Source organism: Wenzhouxiangella marina, assembly GCF_001187785.1.
GTDB classification, from domain to species: Bacteria; Pseudomonadota; Gammaproteobacteria; order Xanthomonadales; family Wenzhouxiangellaceae; genus Wenzhouxiangella; species Wenzhouxiangella marina.
Genome location: NZ_CP012154.1, coordinates 2,070,984 through 2,097,021, shown reverse-complemented (window position 1 = coordinate 2,097,021; position 26,038 = coordinate 2,070,984). Strand labels below are relative to the sequence as shown.

General features: G+C 66.4%; 24 protein-coding genes and 1 tRNA gene. 10 read left to right on the top strand and 15 right to left on the bottom strand.

Annotated elements, in window-relative coordinates; translation table 11 throughout:
* Positions 1-27: 27 nt before the first annotated feature.
* From folP to WM2015_RS08835, 3 genes are read left to right on the top strand one after another with little or no spacing between them, the layout of a single operon-like run.
* Positions 28-888 (top strand): dihydropteroate synthase, encoded by an 861-nt coding sequence (gene folP, locus WM2015_RS08845; protein WP_049725694.1) that lies wholly within the window; start codon positions 28-30, stop codon positions 886-888.
* Between the two features lie 9 nt (positions 889-897).
* Complete coding sequence (gene glmM, locus WM2015_RS08840; protein ID WP_049725693.1) at positions 898-2,250, top strand: phosphoglucosamine mutase; 1,353 nt, start codon at positions 898-900, stop codon at positions 2,248-2,250.
* Positions 2,247-3,197 (top strand): isopenicillin N synthase family dioxygenase, encoded by a 951-nt coding sequence (locus WM2015_RS08835; RefSeq protein WP_049725692.1) that lies wholly within the window; start codon positions 2,247-2,249, stop codon positions 3,195-3,197. Before glmM ends, WM2015_RS08835 begins: the two co-directional genes overlap by 4 nt.
* Here WM2015_RS08835 and WM2015_RS08830 read toward each other — a convergent pair.
* From WM2015_RS08830 to WM2015_RS08820, 3 genes are read right to left on the bottom strand one after another with little or no spacing between them, the layout of a single operon-like run.
* Positions 3,184-3,768: an IMPACT family protein gene (locus WM2015_RS08830; protein ID WP_049725691.1), complete on the bottom strand. Its 585-nt coding sequence runs from the start codon at positions 3,766-3,768 to the stop codon at positions 3,184-3,186. The two genes, WM2015_RS08835 and WM2015_RS08830, sit on opposite strands and share 14 nt — an antisense overlap.
* Positions 3,765-5,132 carry an exodeoxyribonuclease VII large subunit gene (gene xseA / locus WM2015_RS08825; RefSeq protein ID WP_049725690.1) on the bottom strand — a complete coding sequence of 456 codons (1,368 nt, stop codon included), beginning with the start codon at positions 5,130-5,132 and terminating at the stop codon, positions 3,765-3,767. Before xseA ends, WM2015_RS08830 begins: the two co-directional genes overlap by 4 nt.
* Positions 5,078-6,190 (bottom strand): glycosyltransferase family 4 protein, encoded by a 1,113-nt coding sequence (locus WM2015_RS08820; protein ID WP_082169591.1) that lies wholly within the window; start codon positions 6,188-6,190, stop codon positions 5,078-5,080. The genes xseA and WM2015_RS08820 overlap by 55 nt, the downstream gene beginning before the upstream one ends.
* A 173-nt stretch (positions 6,191-6,363) precedes the next feature.
* Here WM2015_RS08820 and WM2015_RS08815 point away from each other — a divergent pair, with 173 nt between their 5' ends.
* Entirely contained in the window at positions 6,364-7,905 is a 1,542-nt protein-coding gene (locus tag WM2015_RS08815) for a bifunctional GNAT family N-acetyltransferase/carbon-nitrogen hydrolase family protein (RefSeq protein WP_049725689.1), read from the top strand.
* Positions 7,906-7,955: 50 nt separating this feature from the next.
* On the opposite strand, the gene WM2015_RS08810 is transcribed toward WM2015_RS08815, so the two are convergent.
* Positions 7,956-8,792 carry a hypothetical protein gene (locus WM2015_RS08810; RefSeq protein WP_049725688.1) on the bottom strand — a complete coding sequence of 279 codons (837 nt, stop codon included), beginning with the start codon at positions 8,790-8,792 and terminating at the stop codon, positions 7,956-7,958.
* A gap of 178 nt (positions 8,793-8,970) precedes the next feature.
* Between WM2015_RS08810 and WM2015_RS08805 the strand changes: the two genes are divergently transcribed.
* On the top strand, positions 8,971-9,447 hold the full coding sequence (locus WM2015_RS08805; RefSeq protein ID WP_049725687.1) for a Z-ring associated ZapG family protein: 477 nt from the start codon (positions 8,971-8,973) through the stop codon (positions 9,445-9,447).
* A gap of 7 nt (positions 9,448-9,454) precedes the next feature.
* Here WM2015_RS08805 and WM2015_RS08800 read toward each other — a convergent pair whose 3' ends face one another.
* Positions 9,455-10,549: a PQQ-dependent sugar dehydrogenase gene (locus WM2015_RS08800; RefSeq protein WP_049725686.1), complete on the bottom strand. Its 1,095-nt coding sequence runs from the start codon at positions 10,547-10,549 to the stop codon at positions 9,455-9,457.
* Between the two features lie 433 nt (positions 10,550-10,982).
* Here WM2015_RS08800 and WM2015_RS08795 point away from each other — a divergent pair, with 433 nt between their 5' ends.
* Positions 10,983-11,432: a hypothetical protein gene (locus WM2015_RS08795; RefSeq protein ID WP_049725685.1), complete on the top strand. Its 450-nt coding sequence runs from the start codon at positions 10,983-10,985 to the stop codon at positions 11,430-11,432.
* On the opposite strand, the gene WM2015_RS08790 is transcribed toward WM2015_RS08795, so the two are convergent.
* Entirely contained in the window at positions 11,408-12,082 is a 675-nt protein-coding gene (locus WM2015_RS08790) for a transglycosylase SLT domain-containing protein (RefSeq protein ID WP_221293471.1), read from the bottom strand. The two genes, WM2015_RS08795 and WM2015_RS08790, sit on opposite strands and share 25 nt — an antisense overlap.
* A gap of 13 nt (positions 12,083-12,095) precedes the next feature.
* Complete coding sequence (gene cysK, locus WM2015_RS08785) at positions 12,096-13,094, bottom strand: cysteine synthase A (protein ID WP_245609751.1); 999 nt, start codon at positions 13,092-13,094, stop codon at positions 12,096-12,098.
* A gap of 255 nt (positions 13,095-13,349) precedes the next feature.
* Here cysK and WM2015_RS08780 point away from each other — a divergent pair, with 255 nt between their 5' ends.
* A complete protein-coding gene (locus WM2015_RS08780) occupies positions 13,350-15,026 on the top strand; it encodes an ABC1 kinase family protein (protein ID WP_049725683.1) in 1,677 nt (558 codons plus the stop codon).
* A 48-nt stretch (positions 15,027-15,074) separates the two neighbouring features.
* Here the strand turns inward: WM2015_RS08780 and WM2015_RS08775 are convergent, their stop codons facing one another.
* Both WM2015_RS08775 and WM2015_RS08770 read right to left on the bottom strand, forming a co-directional pair.
* Complete coding sequence (locus tag WM2015_RS08775; RefSeq protein ID WP_049725682.1) at positions 15,075-16,370, bottom strand: metal-dependent hydrolase family protein; 1,296 nt, start codon at positions 16,368-16,370, stop codon at positions 15,075-15,077.
* Positions 16,371-16,834: 464 nt separating this feature from the next.
* Positions 16,835-18,124 (bottom strand): Glu/Leu/Phe/Val family dehydrogenase, encoded by a 1,290-nt coding sequence (locus WM2015_RS08770; protein WP_049725681.1) that lies wholly within the window; start codon positions 18,122-18,124, stop codon positions 16,835-16,837.
* A gap of 117 nt (positions 18,125-18,241) precedes the next feature.
* Here WM2015_RS08770 and WM2015_RS08765 point away from each other — a divergent pair, with 117 nt between their 5' ends.
* From WM2015_RS08765 to WM2015_RS08755, 3 genes are all read left to right on the top strand, one after another.
* Entirely contained in the window at positions 18,242-19,252 is a 1,011-nt protein-coding gene (locus WM2015_RS08765) for a class 1 fructose-bisphosphatase (RefSeq protein ID WP_049725680.1), read from the top strand.
* Positions 19,249-19,605 carry a hypothetical protein gene (locus WM2015_RS08760; RefSeq protein ID WP_049725679.1) on the top strand — a complete coding sequence of 119 codons (357 nt, stop codon included), beginning with the start codon at positions 19,249-19,251 and terminating at the stop codon, positions 19,603-19,605. The genes WM2015_RS08765 and WM2015_RS08760 overlap by 4 nt, the downstream gene beginning before the upstream one ends.
* Positions 19,606-19,690: 85 nt before the next feature.
* On the top strand, positions 19,691-20,662 hold the full coding sequence (locus tag WM2015_RS08755) for a DVUA0089 family protein (RefSeq protein WP_049725678.1): 972 nt from the start codon (positions 19,691-19,693) through the stop codon (positions 20,660-20,662).
* Between the two features lie 101 nt (positions 20,663-20,763).
* Here WM2015_RS08755 and WM2015_RS08750 read toward each other — a convergent pair.
* The 6 genes from WM2015_RS08750 to WM2015_RS08725 form a co-directional block, all read right to left on the bottom strand.
* Positions 20,764-20,840 (bottom strand) — tRNA-Asn (locus WM2015_RS08750).
* An 84-nt stretch (positions 20,841-20,924) separates the two neighbouring features.
* Positions 20,925-21,536 carry an inorganic pyrophosphatase gene (locus tag WM2015_RS08745; RefSeq protein WP_049727037.1) on the bottom strand — a complete coding sequence of 204 codons (612 nt, stop codon included), beginning with the start codon at positions 21,534-21,536 and terminating at the stop codon, positions 20,925-20,927.
* 92 nt (positions 21,537-21,628) lie between these two features.
* Entirely contained in the window at positions 21,629-22,846 is a 1,218-nt protein-coding gene (spt, locus tag WM2015_RS08740) for a serine palmitoyltransferase (protein WP_049725677.1), read from the bottom strand.
* On the bottom strand, positions 22,843-23,103 hold the full coding sequence (locus WM2015_RS08735) for an acyl carrier protein (RefSeq protein ID WP_049725676.1): 261 nt from the start codon (positions 23,101-23,103) through the stop codon (positions 22,843-22,845). Before WM2015_RS08735 ends, spt begins: the two co-directional genes overlap by 4 nt.
* Entirely contained in the window at positions 23,103-24,029 is a 927-nt protein-coding gene (locus WM2015_RS08730; RefSeq protein WP_049725675.1) for an NAD-dependent epimerase/dehydratase family protein, read from the bottom strand. The genes WM2015_RS08735 and WM2015_RS08730 overlap by 1 nt, the downstream gene beginning before the upstream one ends.
* A gap of 26 nt (positions 24,030-24,055) precedes the next feature.
* Complete coding sequence (locus tag WM2015_RS08725; protein WP_049725674.1) at positions 24,056-25,849, bottom strand: fatty acyl-AMP ligase; 1,794 nt, start codon at positions 25,847-25,849, stop codon at positions 24,056-24,058.
* Between the last annotated feature and the right edge of the window lie 189 nt (positions 25,850-26,038).

Here is a 26,038-nt window from a genome sequence, read left to right as displayed (position 1 = left end):
CAGGTGACTGGCCCGAATGGTGGGAAGATGCACGACGATCGAGCGACGAGACTGAAGGAACGCATTCACCGGGCCCATGAACAGGGTCCCGCCCTGGTGATGGGCATCGTCAACGTGACCCCGGATTCCTTTTCGGACGGCGGGCGCTTCGAGCAGGCCGAGCAGGCGGTCGAGCATGGGCTGCGCCTGGCCGCGGAGGGCGCCGACATCCTGGACATCGGCGGTGAATCCACCCGGCCCGGCGCCCAGCCGGTAGGCATCGAGGAGGAACTGGCGCGGGTCATCCCGGTCATCGAGCGCCTGAGTCGGCAATGCGACGTGCCGATCTCGATCGACACCAGCAAGCCCGAGGTGATGCGTGCCGCCGTGTCGGCAGGCGCCGCCATGATCAACGATGTCAATGGCCTGCGAGCCCCCGGGGCCGTGGCAACGGCGGCCGAGCTCGCGGTGCCGGTCTGTCTGATGCACATGCAGGGCGAGCCGCGCACGATGCAGGCCAGACCGAGCTATCAGGATGTGGTCAGCGATGTGCGGGACTTCCTGCTCGAACGAGCCGAGGTCTGCCAGCGTGCCGGGCTGGACCGGGCGAATCTGGTGCTCGATCCCGGCTTCGGCTTCGGCAAGACCCTGGAACACAATCTGGCGCTGCTGAACGCGCTGGATGAGCTGGCGCGGATCGGCTTTCCCGTGCTGGCCGGTCTGTCGCGCAAGTCCATGCTCGGCCGGATCACGGGTCGGGAGCGTCCCGACCAGCGTCTGGCGGCTTCCCTGGCCGTCGCCCTGATCGCGGCCCAGAAGGGTGCGGCCATCCTGCGCGTGCACGATGTGGCCGAGACCGTGGACGTGGTCAAGGTCTGGAATGCCACTCGCGAGGTGTCCAGCCGCTAGAATACGTGGATGAGCCATCGTTACTTCGGTACCGACGGGATTCGCGGTCGGGTCGGTGACCCGCCGATCACCGTCGATTTCATCCTGCATCTGGGCTGGGCAGCCGGTCGCGTTCTCGCCGAGCGCTCGCCCGGGCGTCCCAGCGTGGTCATCGGCAAGGACACCCGCATCTCGGGCTACCTGTTCGAATCCGCCCTCGAGGCCGGATTCTCCGCCGCCGGTGTCGATGCGGTCCTGCTCGGCCCGATGCCGACGCCCGCCATCGCGCATCTGACGCGCAGTCTGGGGGCGGTGGCCGGCGTGGTGATTTCCGCCTCGCACAACCCTTACGAAGACAACGGCATCAAGTTCTTTTCGGGGCGTGGTGAGAAGCTCGATGACGAGGTTCAGGCCGCCATCGAAGCCCAGCTCGACCAGCCCATCGAGCAGGTGTCGGCGCATCGCCTGGGCAAGGCGACCCGGGTGCATGACGCGGTCGGCCGCTACATCGAATACTGCAAGTCCACGGTGCCCTTCGGCACCCGTTTCGATGGCCTGCGCATGGTCGTGGACTGTGCGAATGGTGCGACCTACCGGATCGCCCCCGAGGTGTTCAGAGAGCTCGGCGCCGAGGTCGTGCCCATCCATGACCGTCCCGATGGCCTCAACATCAACGCCGATTGTGGTTCGACTCATCCCGAATCCCTGGCCGAACGCGTCGTCCAGGAGCGGGCGGACCTCGGTATCGCCTTCGACGGCGACGGTGACCGGGTGCTGCTCGTCGATCATCGAGGGCGGCTGATCGATGGTGATCAGATCCTCTTCCTGCTGGCGCGTGACCGTCATTCCCGGGGTGCCCTCGAGGGCGGTGTGGTCGGTACGGTGATGAGCAACTTCGGCCTCGAAGAGGCCTTTCGAGCGCTGGAGATTCCCTTCGAGCGAAGCCCCGTGGGCGATCGCCATGTGCACGAAGCACTGCGTCGCAACGGCTGGCAGCTGGGTGGCGAGGCGTCGGGTCACATCCTGTGCCTGGATCGCGCCATGACCGGCTGCGGGATCGTCAGCGCCCTGCAGGTGCTCGAGGTGGTCGCCCGTACCCGTCAGTCCCTGGCCGCGCTGGCCGGTGGCATGGAGCGCTATCCCCAGGTCATGATCAACGTGCCCGTTCAGGGGCAGGCCAGAGTGCTGGTCGAGACGCACGAGGGCCTGGCCCTGGCGCTGTCCGAGGCCGAGGCCAGCCTGGGCGATCAGGGCCGCATCATTCTTCGTCCGTCCGGCACCGAGCCGGTCGTCCGGGTCACGGTCGAGGGCCGCGACTCGCAACAGGTTCAACGGCTGGCCGAATCCCTGGCCCGCACCGTTCAGGAGGCAACGCAATCATGACGTCAAGTCACCCGCAGGTTCCCACCTTGTCGATGGCCGATTTCGATGGTCAGAAAGGCGCGTTCAGCGACGCGCTCGGCCAGGCCTGGCGTGAAACCGGCTTCGTCGGTGTCCGCGACCACGGGGTCGACGATGCGATCATCGATCGGGCCTACGAAGTATTCCGCGAATTCTTTGCCTTGCCGGCCGAGGTCAAGCAACGTTACCAGCTGCCCGGCAAGGGCGGGGCGCGCGGCTACACGGGCTTCGGGGTCGAGCAGGCAAAGGATCACGACGTGCCGGACCTGAAGGAATTCTGGCACGTGGGCCGCGAGCTGGCCGATGCCGACAATCCGGCCCCGGAAATCCTGCTGCCGAACGTCTGGCCGGAGGAAGTGCCCGGCTTCAAGGAGGCCGCGCTGGCCTTGTACCAGGCCCTGGACGGCCTGGGCTCGCGGGTGCTGTCGGCGCTGGCGCTGGACATCGGTCTGCCGGCGGACTGGTTTGCCGACAAGACCGACTTCGGCAATTCGATCCTGCGACCGATTCACTACCCGCCGATCGAACAGGCCGTGCCCGGTGCCGTGCGCGCGGCGCGCCACGAGGACATCAACCTCATCACCCTGTTGATCGGTTCACGCGAGCAGGGTCTGGAGATTCTGACCCGGGACGGTGACTGGGTGCCGGTCAGTACCCTGCCGGGCACGATCGTGGTGAACGTCGGCGACATGCTGCAGCGTCTGACCAATCGGGTCTATCCGTCGACGACCCATCGGGTGGTCAATCCGCCGGGCGATGCGGCGCGCCGCGCGCGCTATTCGATCCCGTTCTTCCTGCACCCGAATCCGGACTTCCTGATCAGGACCCTGCCGCAGTGCGTCGAGCGCGAGGGCGAGGACCATTTCCCGGGGCCGATCACCTCGCACGAGTACCTGCTCGAGCGCCTGCGTGAGATCAAGCTGATCTGATCTGCACGTTTCCCGAGCTTGCGTCCCGGAGGTCGCGCTCCAGCGCGGCCAGACTGGATCGAGGGCATTCGATCTCCAGCTCCAGTCCCTGGCTGGTATAGCGTTCCCCGCATTTGACCGCCGCATGGCGGTCGAGCAGCTGGTGGGCGAGGGACACGGCCTCGAAGGGGAGTTGGATGCGCTTTCGTACCGTGGGGATCAGGGGCTCGGAGCGGGCCGTTCGCAGGCATTCGGCCGCACTGCCGCCGTAGGCCCGTGCCAGGCCACCGGTGCCCAGCTTGATGCCGCCGTAGTAGCGGATGACGACCACGGCAACCTGATCGTAGCCCTGGTTCTCGATCGCGGCGAGGATCGGCCGCCCGGCCGTGCCGCCCGGTTCGCCATCGTCGTCGAAGCGGTAGCTCTGGCCGGATTTCCAAGCCCAGCAATTGTGCGTGGCTGACGGATCGGCCACCGAAGCCAGAAAGCGGCGCGCGGACTGCTCGTCTGCGCAGCGCTCGGCCAGGGCGATGAAGCGGCTGCGCTTGACTTCGAGCTCGTGCCGGGCGGGTTCGAGCAGGGTCAGGCTCATGAGAGCTTGGCGTCTCTGGGGGCCGCGCTGACCTCAGCATCTACTTCAAAAGAATTCATCAAGATGCTGATTTTTTTTGACTTGATGAAGTCTTCTCGATGAACCAGCGCTTGCCTGTTGCGGTCACGAACGATGCCGTAGCCTCGTTCCAGGACGCTCAAGGGGCTGACCGCATTCAGTTGTGCCACCCGGCTGGCCAGCAGGCGATCGGCCTGTCGGAGCATTCGATGCTGGGCCTGTCGGAGCCGTCGTTCCAGGTCGCTCACGCGCTCCGTCGCGCGATCGAGCCGGCGCGCCGGGTGTCGAGCGGAAAGCCGCAGGTCCAGGGCCGTCAGGCTGCGAGCGCCGTGTTCCAGCAGGCTGTTCATGGCCAGGCTCGCCCGCCGGTCGCAGGCGTCCAGGCGGCGTCGGGTCTCGTCGAGGCGCCGAGCCGGGTGCTGGGTGGCCAGTCGCCGCGCCAGATGGTCGCTGGTCTGGTCGAGTCGATCGAGGCGGGCCTGCATGGATCGCGACAGCTGCGCATCCAGGCGCTGCAGGGACAGGCGCAGGGCCGGGCCATCGGGGGTGGCGGCTGCGGCCGCCGCGCTCGGTGTGGCCGCGCGAAGATCGGCCACGTAGTCCGCGATCGTGGTGTCCGTTTCGTGGCCGACGCCGCTGATGATCGGAGTGCGGCAGTCGGCGATGGCGCGGGCCAGGCCTTCATCGTTGAAGGCCCAGAGGTCTTCCAGCGAGCCCCCGCCACGGGCCAGGATGATCAGGTCCGCGAACTCGTGTCGATCGGCGGCTCGCAGGGCGCGGATCAGCGAGGCGGGGGCGGTTTCGCCCTGAACGGTGGCGGCGTAGATCCTGATTTCGGCCGCGGGCCATCGCTCGCCGAGCACCTTCAGCAGATCGCGGACCGCGGCTCCCGAGGGCGAGGTCACCAGGGCAATGCGTCGCGGCCAGCGGGGCAGGGCCTGCTTACGGGCCTCCTCGAACAGGCCCTCGCTGGCCAGCTTGCGGCGCAGGGCCTCGAAATCCTTCTGCAGCTGTCCGGCGCCGGCTTCGAGCATGGCGTCGGCAATGAGCTGGTAGTCGCCACGGGCCTCGTACAGGCTCAGCCGCCCGCGGACCAGCACCTGTTGGCCGTTTTCCGGTCGGAACCCGAGGGCCGAGGCGTTGCCACGGAACAGCGCGCAGCGAATCTGCGCGCGGGCGTCCTTGAGGGTGAAGTACAGGTGCCCGGAGGCCGGGCGGGCCAGGTTCGACAGCTCGGCTTCGAGCCAGAGCCTGGGGAAGCCCGCCTCGAGGTGAAGCCGGACTTCCTGGTTCAGCTCGGCTGGGCGATAGATTCGGCTTTCCGGGCCCGGGGGTGCGACTCGCATGGGGCCGGATTATACGCGCCCGTTGCACTGTCGACTCGGGACGGGCGCCGAGTCTGTTCGCCGTCGATGGGGCTGAGGCTGCGCAGAAAGCGGCGGGTGGATCGTTCCCAGGAGAACTGCTCGGCGAACTCGACGCAGGCGGTTCGATCGACCGACAGTGCGCGATAGTAGGCGGCGGCCAGATTCTCGTCGAGGGCCCCATTGGCGCCGTCGGTGATCAGGTCGATCGGGCCGGGTGCCGGGAAAGCGGCGACGGGCACGCCGCAGGCCATGGCTTCGAGCATGACGAGCCCCAGGGTTTCGGTCCGGCTCGGGAATACGAAGACATCGGCGCAATTCAGGCAGTCGACGAGGGCCTGGCCGTGTCGGTAGCCGAGGAAGTGGGCGTCCGGATAGGCCCTGCGCAGTCGCTCCAGATCGGGGCCGTCGCCGACGATCACCTTCGAGCCCCTGACGTCCAGGTCCAGGAAGGCCTCGAGATTCTTCTCCCGGGCAACGCGGCCGACGTACATGGCAATCGGACGGGGCAGATCGAGGACCTGGCTGTCCTGCGGTCGAAACAGGCGCGTGTCGACGCTGCCGGGCCACACGGAAAGATGCGTGAAGCCGTGGTCCTCGAGCAGGCGGCGCTGGGTGTCCGTTCGAACCAGGGTGTTGGCGGCCGGCCGATGGAACCAGCGCAGATAGGCGTAGGACCAGGCCAGCGGCACCGGTGCGCGCATCTGCAGGTACTCGGGAAAGCGCGTGTGGTAGGAGGTGGTGAAGGCCAGGCCATGGCGAAGGCACCAGCGACGTGCAGCCAGGCCGATGGGCCCTTCCGTGGCGATGTGAACGGCATCGAAGCGTCGCGTGCGCATCAGCTCGCGCAGGCGCTTGCCCGGGCGCAGGGTCAGACGGATTTCCGGGTAGCCGGGGCAGGGCATGGTGCGCTGACCTTCCGGAGAAAGCACCTCGACCTCATGGCCCATGCGGCGAAGATGCTCTCGGGTGGTTTCCAGGGTTCGGACCACGCCGTTGACCTGGGGTGCCCAGGCGTCGGTGACCAGCAGGATTCGCATTGTCAGAGCCTTCTCTTGTCGAATGATGGAAGCCTAGGCGGCCCGCTTTTCAGCTCCGTGGCAGAACGCTGACCGTTTGATGACGCCGGTTTCCAGCAAGCATTTGCCGTTGGATCGCGCCGTATTCCCGCGGCCTGCGCTATGCTCTTGCATGGCGTTTCAGAAGCGTTCCCATGAACGAAAACACCGACCATTCCGAAGGCCATCGCCTGCTGCTCCGCCAGACCCGGCCGGAGGACTACGAGGACATCGCCGTGATCATGGAGCGGGTCTACCCGGGCGGCCTGGACGGCGCCTGGACCCGCGCTCAGTTCGAGTCCCAGATCCAGCGCTTTCCCGAGGGCCAGATCTGCATCGAGGACAACGGCAGGGTCGTGGCCGCTGCCATTTCACTGATCGTCAAGTACAGCCGCTGGGGCCAGAACCACCGCTACTGGGACATCGTCGGCAACGGCTACCTGACCACCCACGACCCGAAGGGCGACGTGCTCTACGGCGTCGACGTCTTCGTGCATCCGGACTACCGGGCCCTGCGCCTCGGCCGTCGACTCTACGATGCGCGCAAGGAGCTCTGTGAAAAGTTGAACCTGCGCGGCATCGTGGTCGGCGGTCGGATTCCCGGCTACCACAAGGTGGCCGACGAGATGACGCCGCAGCAATACGTGGCCAAGGTGCAGTCGCGCGAGCTGACGGACCCGATCCTGACCTTTCAGCTGGCCAATGATTTCCAGGTGCGCCGGATCGTGCGTGGCTACCTGCCCGATGACGCCCAGTCGGCCGGCTATGCCACCTTGCTCGAGTGGATCAACATCTACTTCGAAGAGCCGTCCAGCAGCGTGATCGGCGGGCGGCCGTCCGACGTGCGCATCGGGGCCGTGCAATGGCAGATGCGACCGACCCGGTCGCTGGAGGACCTGTACGGCCAGATCGAGTACTTCGTCGACGCCGTCTCCGGCTACCAGGCCGACGTCGTCCTGTTCCCGGAATTCTTCAACGGCCCCTTGATGGCCGAGTGGAACGACCAGGGCCCGGCCGAGGCCGTACGCCGGCTGGCCGGCTACACCGAAGCCATTCGGGATCGGATGCTGCAGTTCGCCGTGTCCTACAACATCAACATCATCGCCGGCTCGATGCCCGAATACGATGGCGATCAGCTGCGCAACGTCTGCTATCTACTGCGTCGCGACGGCAGTTGGGATCGTCAGTACAAGATTCACGTCACGCCCGACGAGGTCAGTGCCTGGGGCCTGACCGGGGGCGACCGGATCCAGGTCTTCGATACGGACTTCGGCAAGATCGGCATCCTGATCTGCTACGACGTCGAGTTTCCCGAACTGCCGCGCCTGATGGCGGACCAGGGGCTGAACATCCTGTTCGTGCCTTACTGGACCGACACGAAGAATGCCTATCTGCGGGTGCGCCGCTGCGCCCAGGCCAGAGCCGTCGAGAACGAATGCTACGTCGTCATCACCGGTTCGGTCGGCAACCTGCCCAGGGTGGAGAACATGGACATGCAGTATTCCCAGGCGGCCGTGTTCACGCCCTCGGACTTCGCCTTTCCCCACGATGCCGTGGCACACGAGGCAACGGCCAACACCGAAACCATGCTGATCGCCGATCTCGACCTGGACAACCTGCGGGAAGTCCGCTCCCACGGTTCGGTGCGGAACCTGAAGGATCGGCGCCTGGATCTGTACGAGTTGAAGTGGAAGTGACTCTGCCCTCGAGGTGCTCCGGACGCGGGTCCGGAGCACCCACAACTGATTCAGCGAACCGGATGGCGAATGGAGAACGCTGCAAGCATCAGAAGCAGCGTGAACAAGACCACCAGGCTCGGGGGTGAAAGGGCCGGCACCGAGCGCGCTTCGGCCCTAGGGGTGCAGGCGGCACGCGCGAAATTGCGCAGGGCTGCGTTGTAGACGCCGTCGCCCGGAATCGTCGTGTCGGACCAGTCCGGATCGTCGCCCGTCGTGAAGTTGCCGCTGGTGATGAAGGCGATCTGCCCATTGCCCAGGCTGCGCAGCGTCCAGGCGTAGCCTTCGTCGTTCGGACAGGTGCTGTCCGGCGTGGCAGTGCCGGTCACGAGGCCGACCGTGCCCGGGACCAGCGGGCCGCACAGGGTGTCCTGGTCGGAGATGTCCGGCGGCGTGAGGCCGCGGATGTCGACGAGGCCGATCGTCAGGCTGTTGGCGACGTTGGCGATGGTGCTGAAATTCAGGTTTTCGTCGCGGGCCGACGACCCTCCCAGGAACTGGATCATGTCCGTTGACTGGCTGCGGATTGCATCCGGTGCGGTGACCAGTACCGAGCCACCATCGGCGACCCAGTTGCTCAGCACCGAGGTCGCGCCGGCGACGTCTTCGTCGTAGGCGTATGCGCCACTCCAGACGACGGCGCAGTAGCCGCTGAGGTCGGTCGAGGAGAAGTAGGCGCTGGCCGTGTTCGGGGGTACATCGACGGCAGTGACCGTGTGGCCATCTGCCGCCAGCGCGGTTTCGACGCTGTTGTCGCTGCCGTTGTAGTTCACGAACAGAACGTCCCCGACCTGGGCGAAGCTGGCTGGGCTGAAGGCGAGGAGTAGTGGCAGTACAAGGCGTTTCATGGATCGGCTCCGGGGGTGAAGGTAGGTGCTGCCAATATTAGCTTTGCCGCATTTTTCTGTAAACGGGGATGTCTACATGGCCGGCCGAGGCTCGGCGGTGTGGATATTCGCAGGAACGTTGCTGGAAGGGCGGCGAGGATTGATACCATGAAGCTTCATTCTTGGTAGGAGGTGCTCGATGTATTCCATGGTTTGGGTGGTAGGCGCACTCGCTCTCGGACTGGCCGTCGGCGCCCTGGTCGTCTGGTTGCTGACGCGTTCCGCGGCGGGGCCGGGGCATTCGGTTCGTCAGCTGCGCGAGGAGAACGAACAGTTCCGGGAGCAGGTCAACGACCACTTCGTCCAGACGGCGGAACTGATCAACCGCCTGACCGACAGCTACAAGGCCGTCTTCGATCACTTGAGCGAGGGTGCGGAGCGCCTCGTCGACGAGCAGGTCGTGCGCGAGCGCATGCCGAAGGTGTCCGATCAGGAAATCCGCCTCAAACGCATCGGGAGCTCGGTGCGACCCTCGTCGAGCGCCGGGCCTCAAGGCTCCGCAGCGGCCTCGGGGTCGACCGGCGCCGCTGCCAAGCCCTCGGCAGGGTCGTCTTCGCCGTCTTCGTCGGATGCTAGGGCGCCCAGCGGCAAGGGCAAGCCGGGCAGCAAGGCCTGACCCTCGATCAGGGCGTTCGCCGCAGACGCAGGATGCGGCCGTCGCTGGAGTCGGTCAGCAGGTAGATTTCGCCGCCGGGGCTGACGCGCACGTCGCGCAGGCGTTCGTCGAGGGGCAGTTCGAGGCGCTCCTGTCCGACGACCTCGCCATCGTCCAGGTCGATCCGGCGCAGGCTGCGCTCGGCCAGGCTGGTGATCAGCAGATCGCCGCTCCAGTCCGGATAGCGATCGCCGTGCACCATCACCATGCCCGACGGGGCGATGCTGGGCGTCCAGACCAGGACCGGGTCGCGCATGCCGGGACGTGAAGTGAAGGGCGAGACGCGGGCTCCCGAGTAGTCGATCCCTTCCGTGGCCACGGGCCAGCCGTAGTTGACGCCGGCTTCGATCACGTTGAGCTCGTCGCCGCCGCGGGGGCCGTGTTCGTGCGACCAGACCCGGCCGCTGTCCGGATCCAGCACGATGCCCTGGGGGTTGCGGTGGCCGATGCTGTAGAGCTCGGGCAGGGCGTCGCTGCGTCCGGACCAGGGGTTGTCGGCCGGGGCTGACCCATCGCGGTGCAGGCGCACGATGCTGCCGGTGTGGCTCTCCAGGCTCTGTGCGTCTTCGCGATCATCGAAGCCGTCGCCGATCGTCAGCAGCAGGGTGCCATCGGGCAGGAAGGCCATCCGGCCTCCGTAGTGGACCGGCGTATCGCGCGTCGGTCGCGCCGTGAACAGGACGTTCAGATCGACCAGGCGCGGGCCATCCAGGCGCGCACGGACCAGGCGGGTCGCGTTGGCCTCGGCCGTGCCATGAGCCAGGGTCAGGTAGATCCAGCCGTTGCTTTCGTAATCGGGATCCAGCGCCAGGCCCATCAGCCCGCCCTGGGAGCGGACCCAGGCCGGCGGCACGCCCTCGATCGGCTCGGACAGCTCACCCTCGGGGCTGACGCGGCGCAGACGGCCGACTCGTTCGGTGACCAGGTAACCGCCCTCGGGAAGAAAGGCCAGTGACCAGGGGTGATCCAGGCCCTCGGCCACGGTGTCGAGTTCGAACTCGGCGTGGGCAGGCCCCGGCAGCGCCAGCAGCAGGGCGATAGCGAAGATCAGGATGGCGGGCATGGCTTGGCAACTCTCGTCGTCGGACTGAAGGCATGGTACTAGTCCCACCGTAAGTATTGCCACATTCAGGGCTCCGGACGGATTCGCCTGCAAGGCAAAGTGCCGAAGGCATAGTCAGTCTACGTCAAGGCACTTTAACACGCGCTACGGTCTTCAGCAGGGCGCTTCTTGCTGCGCAAACCGCACCCTGCTTACGACCTGCGCTGCAGGCGGATTCGTCCGGAGCCCCCGCAGGGCTTGCCTCTCATCGCCCGTGGACTGCGTTGTTGGCGCTCAACGTAGGCCCGGCTACGCACTTCGCACCAACGCCTTGCCACGAGCGCTGAGAGACAAGCTGAATGAGGCAATACTTACGGTGGGGCTAGTAACGGCAGGGGCGTCCGAATGGGGTAAGCTCGGGGCCTTCATCGTCAAGTCCGAGGGATTCAAACTCATGGCCGTGATTCGCTGGTTGCTCGCCTTCCTGCTGGCCGTGCTGGTCACGGCGCTGCTCGGCAGCGTGATCCAGACGCAGTTCAATCTGGCTCGAATCGCGGAGCTGGGTCAGCAGATCGACTGGGGTACGCGTCTGGAGGTGACCCTGTTCGATCTGCTCAGCTTTGCGCCGACCTATGCCATCGTCAGTGCCTTTGCCTTGCTGATTGCCCTGCTGGTCGCCGCCTGGCCGGCCTCCCGGCTGCCCGGCCTTGGAAGGGGATGGTTCGCCCTGGCGGGCTTCGTGGCCATCTACACGGCCCTGGCCGCGATGAATGCGATGCTGCCGGTGACCCTGATCGGCGCCTCCCGCGGTCTGCTGGGTACCCTGCTGCTCTCGGCGGCGGGCGCTGTCGGCGGCTTCCTGTACGCCAGCGTGCTCGTTCAGCGGCAGAAGGGCCAGAACTGATACCAGCGCCGGCAGCGCAGCGCGTCTTCGCAGCTGGCCAGCTGGCGCTGGTAGCGCAGGCTCAGTTCGTCGACACGACTGGCGATCTGACGAAGGCGGGGTTTGTCCGCCCAGCTTCGCCGTGAGTAGCCGCCATGGCCCTCGTGGTAGGCCAGGTAGAGGTCATAGGCGTTGTTGCGCGCCAGGCCCAGTCGCCGGTGACTGACGTCGTTGTACCAGCCGATGAAATCCAGCGCGTCCTCCATGTCGCCTCGACTGGCGAAGCGCCGACCCGTGGCCCGGCGATAGTCCGCCCAGGCCGGGTCCTGAGCCTGGGCATAGCCTTCGGCCGAGGAGGGGCGTCGGCCGGGGAAGATGCCCAGAAAGCGTCGCCGTTCCGGCTTTGCGCCGGCTCGGAAGGCGGATTCCTGACGCACGAAGGCCATCTGGATCGCGATCGGTGTTCCCCAGCGGCGCTCGGAGCGGCGCGCATCGTCGTACCACTCGGGGTATTCCTCGAAGATCTCGCAGAGGTTGTCCTGGTTGGCCGGCGGGGTCGTCGCGCAGGCGCTGAGCAGGCCCAGCACGGCCAGAGCGGCCAGAGCGGCCAGAGCGGCCAGGACCCGGCGGGCGGGTCCGAGGGAGCGAGTGTTGTCCGGAGCCTTCGACATGCTCCGGATTCTATCAATCGTTCAGGCTGGCCAGCCAGTCGTCGTCCGAGCCCTCGTTGATGCCTTCGAACATGAAGGTGGAGAGATAACGCTCACCGGTGTCGGCGACGATGGCGAGGATCGTCGATCCATCCGGCACCCGCTCGGCCAGCTTCAGGGCCGCCGCGACCGATCCGCCGCCGGACAGCCCGCAGAAGATGCCCTCCTGGCTGGCCAGGGCCAGGGCCGTATCGCGGGACTCTTCGTCGCTGACGGTGATGATCTCGTCGGCGATCGTCTGGTTGAGGGTCTTGGGCAGGAAGTCCGGGGTCCAGCCCTGGATCTTGTGGGGCGTCCACTCCTTGCCCGCGAGCAGAGAGGCATTGACCGGCTCGGCCGCGATGACCTTGAGTCCGGGGCGGGCCAGCTTGAGCATCTCGCCTGCGCCGCTGATGGTCCCGCCCGTGCCCCAGCCGGCGACGAAGTAGTCCAGGTTCCGATCGGCAAAATCGCGCAGGATTTCCGGGCCCGTGGTGTTGCGATGGTAGGCGGGGTTGGCCTCGTTCTCGAACTGGCGGGCGAGGAACCAGCCGTGCTTTTCTGCCAGGGCTTCGGCGCGCCGGACCATGCCCGTGCCGCGCTCTTCGGCCGGCGTCAGGATGACCTTCGCGCCCAGGGCGCGCATCAGCTTGCGCCGTTCGACGGAGAAGGTCTCGACCATGCAGGCCACGAAGGGATAGCCCTTGGCGGCACAGACCATGGCCAGGGCAATGCCCGTGTTGCCCGAGGTCGCCTCGATCACGGTCTGGCCGGGTTGCAGTCGACCCCGGCGCTCGGCATCTTCGATGATGGCCACGGCCAGGCGGTCCTTGACCGAAGCCAGGGGGTTGAAGAATTCGGCCTTGATGAAGACCTCGACCTTGCTGGGGGCCAGGCGATTGAGCCGGACGACCGGGGTCCGGCCGATGGTCTGCAGAATGTTGTCGTGGATCATGGTCTGGCTGCTCGCGATGGAATCTCGTCTGCGTTGCACGGTAGCGTATCGGTGGTGAACGGGCAGGCGTCCCCTGGATGCCTTGGAGCGTCCTGACCGATCCTTCATCCTAACGAGGGACGCCGTCAGGGTGAACGATATCCGTGTTCTCAGCATATAACCGGCAGGAATATGGCGCCTGCCGAGACTCGCGGCGCCGACAAGGAGGGTCCGCTTCGGGCCCGAGCAAGCCGCGTCGCGGGAAATCGGCTATCGTGGGTCGAAGATGATCAAAGGCTTCGCGGAGAGGACATCATGTTGTGGCAGGCTCTGAGCGCCGCGCGGGACCTGGGACGCGTCCAGGACATCGCCGCGGTTCTTGTTCGTTACGGATTCGGGGACGTGGTTCAGCGCATCGGCATGGCCGGCGCCCTGGAGGGGGCGGGCAAGGTGCTGCACTGGAAACGGGCCGAGGAACTGGCGCGCCTGAAGCCACCCGAGCGCGTGCGCCGGGTGATGGAAGAACTGGGGCCGACCTTCGTCAAGCTGGGCCAGGTGCTGGCCACCCGCGTCGACCTGTTCGGGCCGGAATGGCTGAGCGAATTCTCGCAGCTCCAGGACAAGGCGCCGATGGTCGATTGGGCCGAGATCGAAGCGCAGCTGACCGAGGACCTCGGCGCCCCGCCCGATGAAATCTTCTCGGACGTCGACCATGAACCCCTCGCTGCCGCCTCCCTGGCCCAGGTGCATCGGGCCCGCCTGCCCGAGGGGGATTGGGTGGTGCTCAAGGTTCGTCGCCCGGGGATTCGTCCGGTGGTCGAGGCCGATCTGCGCCTGCTCGCGCGACTGGCCGAGATCGTCGAGTCCGAGGCGCCGGAGCTGCGCCAGTATCGGCCGCGAGAGCTGGTCCGGCAGTTCACCCAGTCACTGCGCCGCGAGCTGGACTTCGCTGCCGAGTGTCGCAACGCCGAGCGGATCGCCGACGAGCTCGACGAGGACGATGGCATCGTGGTGCCGGGGGTCCACTGGCAGTACAGCGGCGAGCGTCTGAACGTGCAGGATTACATCGAAGGGATCAGCGGCCGCGACCTGGAGGGCGTGCGCCGGGCCGGTCTGAATGCGCACCGAATCGCCCAGCGCGGCAGTTCGGGGATTCTGCGGATGATCCTCGAGCACGGCTTCTTCCACGCCGACCCGCATCCCGGCAACGTCAAGTACCTGCCGGGCGATCGCATTGCGCTGCTGGATTTCGGCATGGTCGGGCGGCTGACCGAAGAGCGACGCTACGAGGTGGCCGAACTGCTGCACGGTCTGGTGGACCGCAACGTCCGTCAGGTGCGAAGTGTCCTGCTGGAGTGGAGCGCGGACAGTGACGCCGACCCCGATCGCCTGGAAGAGGAGGTGGCCGAATTCATCGACCAGTACCATGGCGTCCCCCTCGAGCAACTGAACATGTCGGCGATGATCAGCGACATGACCAGCGTGCTCCGACGCAATCATCTGATGCTGCCGCCGGACCTGGTGTTGATGCTCAAGGCCTTCATCACCCTGGAAGGGATGGGGCGCTCTCTGGATCCCGGCTTCGACATGGCCAGCGAGGCGCGGCCCGTCGTCGAGGCGGTGCTCAAGCGCCACTACTCGCCGGCGGCGATGGCCCGGCGCGCGCAGAAGAGCCTGATCGAGACCGTACGCATCCTCGGCGGGCTGCCCGAGGACCTCAGTCGGCTGCTGCGGGCGGCCCGACGCGGGCGCATCGAGGTCCACGTCGACGTCAACTCGCTCAAGGAAGTCAGCCATCGCCTCGACGGTGCGGCCAGCCGCCTGACCCTGGGCGTGGTAACGGCGGCCCTGATCATCGGTTCGGCGATCGCCCTGAATGTCCAGCCAGGGGAGGGCGGGCTGTCGATCTTCGGCCTGATGGGCTTCGTAGGCGCCGCGCTGGGTGGGGTCTGGCTGCTGCTGTCGATCTGGCGCAGCGGGCGCGAGGACTGAGACCCCGGGCCAGGGCGGCCCGGGACCACCAGGCAGGAGATGTCCGGCTCAGCCCTCGGGGCGCCGATAGACCTCGCCGCCCTTCATCACGAAGGCCACCTCGTTGAGCGCGCGGATATCGTTGCTGGGATCCCCTTCGACCGCGATCAGATCGGCCCACTGACCCTCGGCGAGGGCGCCGACCCGGTCCTGGATGCCGAGCAGTTCGGCCGCGTTCAGGGTGGCGGTGCGGATGGCCTCGATCTCGGGCATGCCGGTCTCGACCATCAGCTCGAATTCCCGTGCATTGCCGCCGTGCGCGCTGACCCCGGAATCCGTGCCGAAGGCGATCCGGACGCCAGCCCGCCAGGCGCGTCCGAAGGTGTCCTGCATCATCGGACCGATCGATAGCGCCTTGGGCCGCACGATCTCGGGGAAGTAGCCTTCGATCTCGGCCTTTTCGGCGACGAAGGCGCCGGCCAGGACCGTCGGCACGTACCAGGTGCCGTGCTCGATCATCGCTTCGATGACCTCCTCGTCCATCATCGTGCCGTGCTCGATCGAATGCACGCCGGCGCGGATTGCCCGCAGCATGCCTTCCTTGCCGTGGGCGTGGGCGGCCACCTGCATCCCGTAGTCACGCGCCGTGGACACGATGGCTTCGAGTTCGTCGGCCTGGAACTGGGGTGCCAGGCCGCTGGCGGCCACGCTGAGCACGCCGCCGGTGGCGGTGATCTTGATCAGGTCCGCTCCATCCTTGTAGCGCTGGCGAACGCCTTCGCGGGCGGCATCGGGGCCGTTGACCACGCCTTCGCGCGGGCCCGGGCGCCCCATCAGATCCACTCGCCAGCTGTTGGTCGGGTCGGCGTGTCCGCCGGTCGAGGCCAGGGACTTGCCCGAGGTATAGACGCGTGGCCCGACGATCTGGCCCGTGTTGATGGCGTCGCGCAGGGCGATGCTGACGTTGAAGGAATCACCGAGATCGCGCACGGTGGTGAAACCGGCCATCAGGGTGCGTTCGGCGTAGACGCTGGACTGGAAAGCGATCTCGGCCGGGTCGTGGGTGAAGCGGTCGATGTAGGCGCTGGGGCTGGACTGGCTGGTCAGATGGGTGTGCATGTCCATCAGGCCCGGCAGGCAGGTCAGAGCGCTCAGATCGATGCGCTCGGCGGCCTCGGGCACCGAGGGGTGGCCGTCTAGGCGCCGTGCGACCAGGCCATCCTCGATCACCAGGGTGCTGGCCCCGAGGCTGCGGCCGCTTTCGACGTCGATCAGGCCGCCGCATTGGACCCAGGTCTCGGCTCGCAGCCCGGCGGAGGCGAGCAGGGAAATGATCAGAATGGAGGGGCGGTAGAAGCTGTTCATTGCGGTTCCTTGTTGCAGGCCGTGCATGATCGGATGATAGCCGAGCCGGAGATCCTAGGGAGCCTCTGAATAATCATGCTTGGAGCGCGTTTCAGTCGGAAAAGCCGCATCTCGTGCGGTGCGATGCGAGTGACAGTAGCCTTAGCTACGGCCGAGTGGCGCGACGCGCGAGATGCGGCTTTTCCGGCGAAACCCGATAGGGACAGGCCTTTGCGGGGTCTCCGCCTTGTTTGGTCTCGCTTATTTGGAATGACCAAACCGCACGCGCTGATCGTTTCGTCACCAGGCGCTTCTTGCCTTCGGCAAACCGCACCTGGCACGAAACGGCGCTCACCCAAGCCAAGCCAGCGCAGGCAGCGGAGATGCGGCGGTTTCGCGCAGCGAAGAAGCCGTAACGGAGTGCCGTCAAGCGCGTGACTCCCGCAAAGACCTGTCGCGCCCGAGCATGATTATTCAGAGGCTCCCTACCGTTCCTGTCGGTAGAGATCGCGGGTTCCGACGGCTTGAGCGGCACGGCCGAGACGTTCCAGGGCCAGCACGTAGGCGGCGGTGCGCGGTGACAGCTCGCGGTCTTCGGCCAGGTCCATGACCCGATCGAACTGCCGCCGCATGCGCTTTTCCAGACGCTTGTGGACCTTGCGCTCCGGCCAGCGTTCGCCGCTGCGGTTCTGCAGCCATTCGTAGTAGCTGACCGTCACCCCGCCGGCATTGGCCAGGATGTCGGGCACGACCAGGGTGCCCTGGTCTTCGAGGATGCGGTCGGCATCCGATGTCACGGGTCCGTTGGCCAGCTCGACGATCGTTCCGGCCCGGATGCGCTCGGCGTTGTCCTCGGTGATCACATCGTCCAGGGCCGCCGGTATCAGGACATCCACGTCCAGCTCCAGCAGGGCCTCGTTGTCGATCCGCTCGGCATTCTCCTGCTCACCCACCGAATGGGTGCAGTAGATCTCCTTCAGGCTGCGGCCCTCGTTCTTGGCCTCGATGACCGCGGGCACGTCGAGCCCGTCGGCCTGGTGAATGGCGCCGCCCGAATCGGACACGGCGACCACTGGGTAGCCCGACTCGTGCAGGTGACGGGCCACGGCCTGGCCGGCGTTGCCGAAGCCCTGGATGGCGACGGTCGTCTCCTCGGGTGTCCAGTCCTGGCGCTCGGCCAGGGCCTGGATGCAGACTTGACCGCCCAAGCCAGTGGCCTCGGACCGTCCGGCGCTGCCGCCAAGGGCCAGGGGCTTGCCGGTGATCACGGCGGGTTCGTGCCGACGAACCGCGTGCCCGTATTCGTCCATCATCCAGCCCATGATGTGTTCGTTGGTGTAGACGTCCGGCGCGGGAATGTCCCGGTCCGGGCCGATGAAGTCGGCGATCTGTCGAATGAAGGCCCGGCTCAGGCGTTCGACTTCGGCCATCGAGAGCTCGCGTGGATCCACCTCGATGCCGCCCTTTGCGCCGCCGTAGGGCAGATCCATCACGGCACACTTGCAGGTCATCCAGAGCGCCAGGGCGCTGCATTCGTCGAGGTCGACGTCCGGGTGGAATCGCAGTCCGCCCTTGCCGGGCCCGAGCAGATCGGAGTGCTGGACGCGGTGGCCGGTGAAGAGCTTCAGGCGCCCACCGTCCATCCGCACGGGGACCGAGACGGTGAGTGCCGCTTTCGGATGAGCGAGGCGCTGGCAGGCCTCGTCGGGGATATCGCTGTGTTCGGCGGCGTGGGTGATTCGTTCGAGCGCTCGTTCGAAGGCGCGGCGAGGCATGGAAGCTCCTGGTGCGAGTGTGACCATTACCATACCCAGCGCGTGTGTAGGCGGCGGGAGCGAGCCCGCTCGGCGGTATAATCGCGGCCTGGCCCCTGATCATCCCCGGAACCCCTCATGCGCATCGGTACCACGCTCACCAACTACACCATCAACAAGCAGAAGGGCATCCAGGGGGCCAGTGGCACCTTCACGGGCCTGCTCAACGACATCGCCGTGGCCTGCAAGCGGATCGCCGATCTCGTCAACAAGGGCGATCTGGTGGGCGTGCTCGGCGCGGCCGAGTCGGAGAACGTGCAGGGCGAGCAGCAGAAGAAGCTCGACGTGATCAGCAACGAGCTGATGATCGAGGCGCTGCAGCACAATGGTCACATCGCGGGCCTGGCGTCGGAAGAGATGGACGACATCCACCAGCTGCCCGATCACTGCCAGCGCGGCAACTACCTGGTGCTCTGCGACCCGCTCGACGGTTCTTCGAACATCGACGTCAACGTCTCGGTCGGTACGATCTTCTCGATCCTCAAGGCGCCGGACGGCGTTCGCAACCCGACCCAGGCCGACTTCCTCAAGCCCGGCACGGCGCAGGTGGCGGCCGGCTACTGCCTCTATGGTCCGGCGACGATCCTGGTCCTGACCACCGGTGACGGGGTGAGCATGTTCACCCTCAACCGTGATTTCGGTGAATTCCTGCTGACCCGCGAGAACGTGCGTATCCCCGAGGAAACGGCCGAGTTCGCGATCAACATGTCCAATCGTCGCCACTGGGAGCCGCCGGTGGAGCGCTACATCGCCGAATGCCTCGCGGGCAAGGAAGGACAGCGTGGAAAGGACTTCAACATGCGCTGGGTGGCCTCCATGGTTGCCGAAGTGCATCGGATTCTCACTCGCGGCGGCATCTTCATGTACCCCGGGGACGCCAAGCTGAGCGCGGCCGGCAAGGCCGGCAAGCTCCGCCTGATGTACGAAGCCAACCCCATGGCGATGATCGTCGAGCAGGCCGGCGGTGCCGCGACCACGGGCCGACAGCGGATCCTGGAGCTGGAGCCGCAGGAAATCCACCAGCGCGTACCCGTGATCCTCGGTTCGCGGGCCGAGGTCGAGCGAGTGACCTCCTACCACGGCGAATGACGCGGGCGGTCAACGCGCTGGTCGTTGTCGTCTGGCTGGCCATCGCCATCTGGTCGGGCGTGGCCGTGTTTCGCCATCCCTCGACCATGGCGCCCCTCGGCGCCATGCTGAGCGCGCTGGCGCCTTTGGGATTCGTGCTGATTCGAGCCATCTGGCATGATCGTCTGCCACCGGAGGCACATCCGGTGCTGGTCTCCGCCCTGAGCGGCCTCGGCGCCGTGATCGCCATGGTGGCCACGAATCGCTTCGGTGAGCAGTACGAAATCTTCGTGGCCGCCGCGGCGCTGGCGCTGGTGGCCTGGCTGCTCTGGGTGCGCTTTGTGTGGCGCCTGGCATTGGATAGGAATGAGTGAAGACTGAAGAGTCATCAAGGGGATCGAAAGCGAATGCGGGGAGGGTGTTCGCCAGTGAAATTGACCAAGACCTTGGAGGAAGACCATGAACAAGCACATCAATCGACTGGGCGGTGCAGCGCTGCTGCCGGCCCTGCTGCTGACCGCCTGTGGCGGCTCCAGTACCCTGCACGAAGGTGAACGCACGCGCATCGACGTCGGCTTCACCGACACCCGTCTCGACTTCAGTGTCAGCGAAGCCGGCTTCTACTCGATCTTCTCCGAAGGCGAAGAAGACGTGGTCTGCAAGGTCTTCAGCGAGGCCGGTGCGATGCTCGCCGAAGACGATGACAGCGGCTCGGGCTTCAACTGCCTGCTGCTGACCCGCCTGGACGCGGGCAACTATCAGATCGAGGTCGGCGGCTTCGACACGGACGATCGCGGCGAGGCCTACATCACCGCCAAGCGCGTACCGAGCGAATCCATCAACGTCGGCCAGGTCTCGACCGTGCAGGTCGAAGCTCACCAGCCCTCGGCTCGGGACTTCGAGATCACCGAAGCCGGTGACTACCGGATGAGCACCTCCGGCCAGCTGGACACGGTCTGTACCCTGTTCAGCGCCGATGGCACGGAGCTCGCCAGCAACGACGATGACGGCGACGGCTTCAATTGCGGCCTGTCGCGACGCCTGGAACCGGGTCGCTACACCGTCATGATCGCGAGCTACAGCGAAGAAAGCGGTTCGCCGACCTTCATGGTCGAGCGCAACGAGATGGAGAGCTTCACCCTGACCCTGGGACAGGCCATGGCCTCGCGGATCGCCGACTCTGGAGATCGCGTGCTGTTCGAGTTCGACATCGCCCAGGATGGTCGCTACATCATGCGGACCAGCGGTGACACGGACACCTTCTGCGAGCTGCGTTCATCGAACGGTGAAGTGATGGACGAGAACGACGACGGGGACGAAGACTTCAACTGCAAGATCGAGTACGCCCTGCCGGCCGGCCAGTACCAGCTGGTCGTCAGCGGCTACGGCAGCAGCACCGGCTCCTTCATGGTTCACCTGGACCCGCGCTGATCCACGCCCCCGGGCCGCCTCGCGCGGCCCGGTTCCAGCGCCAGGATCCAGCCAAGAAAAAAGGCCCTGCGGCGATGCCTGCAGGGCCTTTTCTCTTGATTTGGCTCCCCGGGTCGGATTCGAACCAACGACCTAGTGATTAACAGTCACCCGCTCTAACCAGCTGAGCTACCGGGGAATTGAAGCCGCGTATTATCCCGTTGGATCGGAATATCGTCAAGCCCGAATCGGGCTTTTTTCATTTTTCGGGCCCCTCGCGTGCTCAGCCGCCGAATTCGTCCTGGTAGTCCAGCACGGAGGCTTCGACGACCTTGGCGGCGTGGTCGCGGCCGTAGATCTTGTCGATGGAGATCTCGGCCTCTTCGCCCGGCAGCAGCTTGTAGGTCAGGAAGTAGTGGCGCAGGCGTTCGGCCAGGCTCGGGGGCAGGTCGGTGATGTCTTCGGCTTCGCCCCACAGGCTGTCGTTCTCCAGCACGGCGACGATCTTGTCGTCTGCCTCGCCGTGATCGAGCATCTGCAGGCCACCGATGACGCGGGCGTTGAGCAGCACTTCGCTGCGCGAGATCGGGCGTTCGCTGAATACGCAGATGTCGAGGGGATCGCCGTCACCACGAGTGGCGTTGGGCATCAGGGCGCCGACGCGGTCGCCGCAGAAGGTGCGCGGGACGAAGCCATAGAGCGTCGGCGGCTGCGAGGAGGTGCGCTGCGGGCGATCCACGCGCAGGTAGCCGGTCTTCTTGTCGATCTCGTACTTGACCGTATCGAAGGGCGTGATTTCGATGTAGGCGTGGATGTCCAGCGGCGGGTTGCGGCCGGTGTCGAGGCCATGCCAGGGGTGCGGTCGCCAGCGGTAGAAGGGTTGCGGGAAGTTCATGACGTGCTCGATGGTCAAAGAATCAAGTGTATCGAATCCGGGCCGCCGTCGAGGGCGGCCACGGTGCTATGGGTGCTGCTGTACTCGCGCTCTCAGGCCGAAACGGCGCTGGAGGGCGCCTGGGACGGCATGGCGGCGGCCATGTCCTGAAGGGCTGCAAGGATGCGGTCGACGTCCTCGTCGCTGTGCGCCGCACTCATGCTGATGCGCAGCAGATTCAGGCCTGCCGGGGTGGCTGGCGGAATCATCAGGTTGGCATAGACGCCGGCCTCGAGCAGGCCCTGCCAGTGGGCCAGGGCGGTGGCACGGTCGGGCAGGATCAGAGCCGCCACGGGGCCGGGCTGTTCGCTGCCGAGTCGGTAGCCCATCGCCTCGGCGCCCTCGTACAGGCGGCGGATGTTGCGATGCAGGCGCTCGCGCAGGGCCTGACCCTGCAGGACCTTGTCCAGGGCGACCCGCGTCGAGGCGATGACGGCCGGCGAAGGCGAGGCAGTGAAGATATAGGGGCGACTGGCCAGGCGCAGCAGTTCGAGCTCGGGGTGGCGGCTGACGCAGAAGCCGCCGATGCCGGCCAGGCTTTTGGAAAAGGTCCCGACCACGAAGTCGATGTCGTCGAGCAGGCCGGCGGCTTCGCCCAGACCCAGGCCGCGCTCGCCGAAGACGCCGAAGCTGTGCGCTTCGTCGACCACCAGCCAGGCACCGTGGCGCTTCTTGACCTCGACGAATTCCTCCAGCGGCGGCTGGTCGCCCAGCATCGAGTACAGGCCCTCGACCACGACCAGGGCGTTGCTGGCCCGGTCACCGAGGCGGCTCAGGCGGCGGTCCAGGTTGTCCGGATCGTTGTGGCGGAAGACGACGGTCTGGGCGCGGCTCAGGCGGCAGCCGTCGTAGATGCTGGCGTGGCTGTCGGCATCGACCAGCAGGTAATCGCCGTCGCCGGCCAGGCCTGAAAGGGTGCCGAGATTGGCCTGATAGCCGGTCGAGAACACGATCGCCGAAGGCCAGCCGAAGGCGGCGGCCAGCTCGGCTTCCAGGGCGCGGTGACCGGCGTAGCTGCCGTTGGCCATGCGAGATCCCGTGGTGCCGCTGCCGAGCCGTTCCAGGGCCTCTCGGCCGGCAGCGATGACGTCCGGGTCGAAGGTCAGGCCGAGGTAGTTGTTGGTTCCGGCCAGGATCACTTCCCGGCCTGCGATGCGTCCGCGGCTGGCCGATTCCACCGACTCGATCGGCGTGGCGATGGCGGACGGGCCCTCGGCACCCAGAGCGGCGCGGGCTTCGGCCAGCTTGGCGAACTTGTCGAACAGGCTCATGCGCCGTCCTCGTCGATCAGGGCCACGAGGCGTGCGGCCAGTTCATTGAGGGTGCGCGTCTCCGACAGCAGATCCACGGGAATGGAAATGTCGAGTTCGTCTTCGATTTCCATCACCAGGTTCATGATCTGGACCGAATCCAGGCCCATGTCGCTGGTCAGGGCCGCATCGCGGTTGGGTTGTTCGAGTTCGGGCAGGGCGATGGACAGGGCCTTGCCGATGGCGTCATCGACCCGGTTTCGGGTGCTCGTGTTCATCAAGCGTCTCTCCAGCCCGGCAGCGTCGGCAGGGCGGTTTTCAATGTGTACTTCGGAGTCCAGTCGGGACAACCGGGAAGCCCACTATTATCACAGACCCAGTCGTGATGGACCAGTTCACGCACCTTGCCTGGCACCAGCGGGGGCGGACGCCGGCGATGCAGACGGGCCAGCAGCAGATTGGCGTGCCCGAGCAGGCGCAGGGCCATCTTCGGCACCGGCAGCTCCCGGACCGGCCGACCACGCTGTTCCGTTGCCAGCTGGCGCAGCTCCGGCCAGCCGTAGGCGCCGGGGTGGCCGTCATCGAGCTCGAAGACCCGGTGCTGCGCCGCCTGCGGCGTGACCGCCAGCGTCATCAGCGCCGAGGCCAGGTCATCGACGTGCAGCAGGGAAAAGCGGGCCCGGGGCGGCCCGGTGCGGACCAGCCAGCCCCTGGAAAGCGCCTGCCAGAGGGGTTCCAGGGCGGGATCGTCCGGCCCGTAGATGGCGGGTGCGCGCAGGATGACCCAATCGAGCTCGCGGTCGACGAGCAGGTCTTCGCCGGCTCGCTTGCTGGCCGCGTAGTCCGATAGCTCGGGGCGACGTGCGGCCAGGCTGGACAGGTGGATGAAGCGCGCGCCAGGGGCGTGCAGTTCGGCGGCCTCGGCCAGGCGGGCCGTGCCGATGGCGTTGACACGGGCCAGCTCGGCGTAGTCGATTCCGGCCGTGGCTCCGGCGAGGTGGATGATGGCGTCGACGTCGGAGACGAGCTCGCCCAGGGCCTCGCTGTCGTCCAGGCGACCTCGAACGGGGGTGAGCTGATGGCGGCCCGGCAGTTGTTCGGGGTGACGAACCAGGGCCCGGATCTCATGGCCGCCCTCGAGCAGGGCGGCGAGCAGGTGGCGCCCCACGAAGCCGCTGGCGCCGGTCAGGGCGATCCTGGCCATGGGCGTGCGTGGGGAACCCGCGGCGATCAGCCGCGGGAAGTTTCGACCGCGTCGGTGTGGGGCGTCCGATCGACCAGTTCCTGGGACAGCACCGGGCGGGATTCGAGGCCGTTGCGACGCAGGAAGTCCAGGCGAGCGCCGCTTCGCGACAGCTTGCCGGAGGAGGTGCGTGGCAGGGTATGCAAGGGCACCAGCTCGATCAGGCAGGCGATTCCGAACTCGGACTGGATGCGCTGCTTGAGGCGCTCGACGAGATCGGCCTGGCGGAAGGCGTCGCGCTCTCGGCACTGGACGACCAGCACGGCGACTTCGGTGCCGTCTTCACCGGGGATCGAAAAGGCCGAAGCGTCTTCGGCGCGCACTTCAGGCTGCTGTTCGGCGACTTCCTCGAGGTCCTGCGGCCAGATGTTGCGGCCATTGATGATCAGCAGGTCCTTGGCGCGCCCGGTGATGAACAGGCTGTCGCCGGCACGGTAGCCGACATCGCCCGTGTTCAGCCAGCCATCGTGGCTCAGCGCTTCGCGGCTGGCTTCCTCGTTGTTCGCGTAGCCGCTCATGACGCTGGGGCCGCGCAGGTAGATCACGCCGCATTCGCGCTCGGCGACGAGGGAACCGTCCGCGGCGCGAATCTCGACTTCGTAGTCCGGCAGGGGGCGCCCGCAGTTGACGAACTCGGTGATGCGCGTGTCGTCCAGGTCCGCGCTGGCCGGACGAGCGTGACGATCCTGGGCGAGGACGTCCGCGTCGAGGAGATCGACGTCGATGCCCTGGCCCAGGGGTGCGAAGCTGACCGCGAGGGAGCATTCCGCCATTCCATAGCAGGGCAGGAAGGCCGCCGGCGAGAAGCCGGCCGGGGCCAGCGCATCGGCGAATCGTTTCAGCCAGCTGGCGCGGATCATCTCCGCACCCACACCGGCGACTCTCCAGGAGCTCAGGTCGAAGCGATCCAGATCGCTCGCGCGAACTCTACGGGCGCACAGAGCGTAGCCGAACGGCGGGCTGAAGGAAATGGTCGAACGGTTCGCCGACATCAGCTTCAGCCAGACGCGCGGACGCATGGCGAAGTCGCGCGTGCCGAGGTAGTCCACGGACAGCTGGGAGACCAGTGGGCCGAGGATCAGGCCGACCAGGCCCATGTCGTGGTAGTAGGGCAGCCAGGAGGTGAAGCGGTCGCCCCGGCGAATCTGGACCCCGAACTGCAGGATGCCGGCAAGATTGGCCAGCACGGCCCGCTGGGTGATCATCGTGCCGCGGGGAAAGCGGGTGCTGCCCGAGGTGTACTGCAGGTAGGCCAGTTCTTCGGGCGCGGGCGGCTCCGGCAGTCGCTCGGCGCGCGGCAGATCGGCGAAATCGGCGAGGGTGCCCGAGACTTCGAGTTCCAGGCCCTCGGAGGCTTCGGCCAGGAAGGCGGCGAAGCTGTCGGGAGCAAAGGCCACGCGCGCCTGGGAGTCGACCAGCATGGCTCGCAGGTGGGCGACGAAGGCTTCCCGGCCGCCGAGGTGCACGGCGGCCGGCAGGGGCACGGGAACCAGGCCTGCGTACTGGCAGGCGAAGAAAAAGACGTGGAAATGCGGATGGGTATCCGCCACCAGTGCAACCCGCGCGCCGCGCTCCAATCCGAGCGCATGCAAACGGGAAGCGAGTTCGAGGGCCTGCTCACGCAGCTCGGCGTAGGTCAGCGCCTCGGTCAGCTCGCCCCGTCCATTGTAGAAGTTGCAACCCGTCTCCCCGCCCGCGGCATAGTCCAGGGCCTCGGCGAGGCTTCTGAATCCGGAGGTTTTGAGGGGCAGGGAATGATTGGTCGGCGTAGGATGCTGCATCAAAATATTGGTTTCCCTTGCTTGTTGTAGCGTCCCGTCTGGGGTTCTTATTATAGTCGCAGAATAACCTCCCATTATAAGTGGACGAATCTCTGATGAAAACTGTCAATTCGATCGCGGCCGCCGGTCCGCGGGTCGCAGCAGGTGTTGCGGCAAGCTTGGGGCCTCGGATTGAGAGATGGATCACAT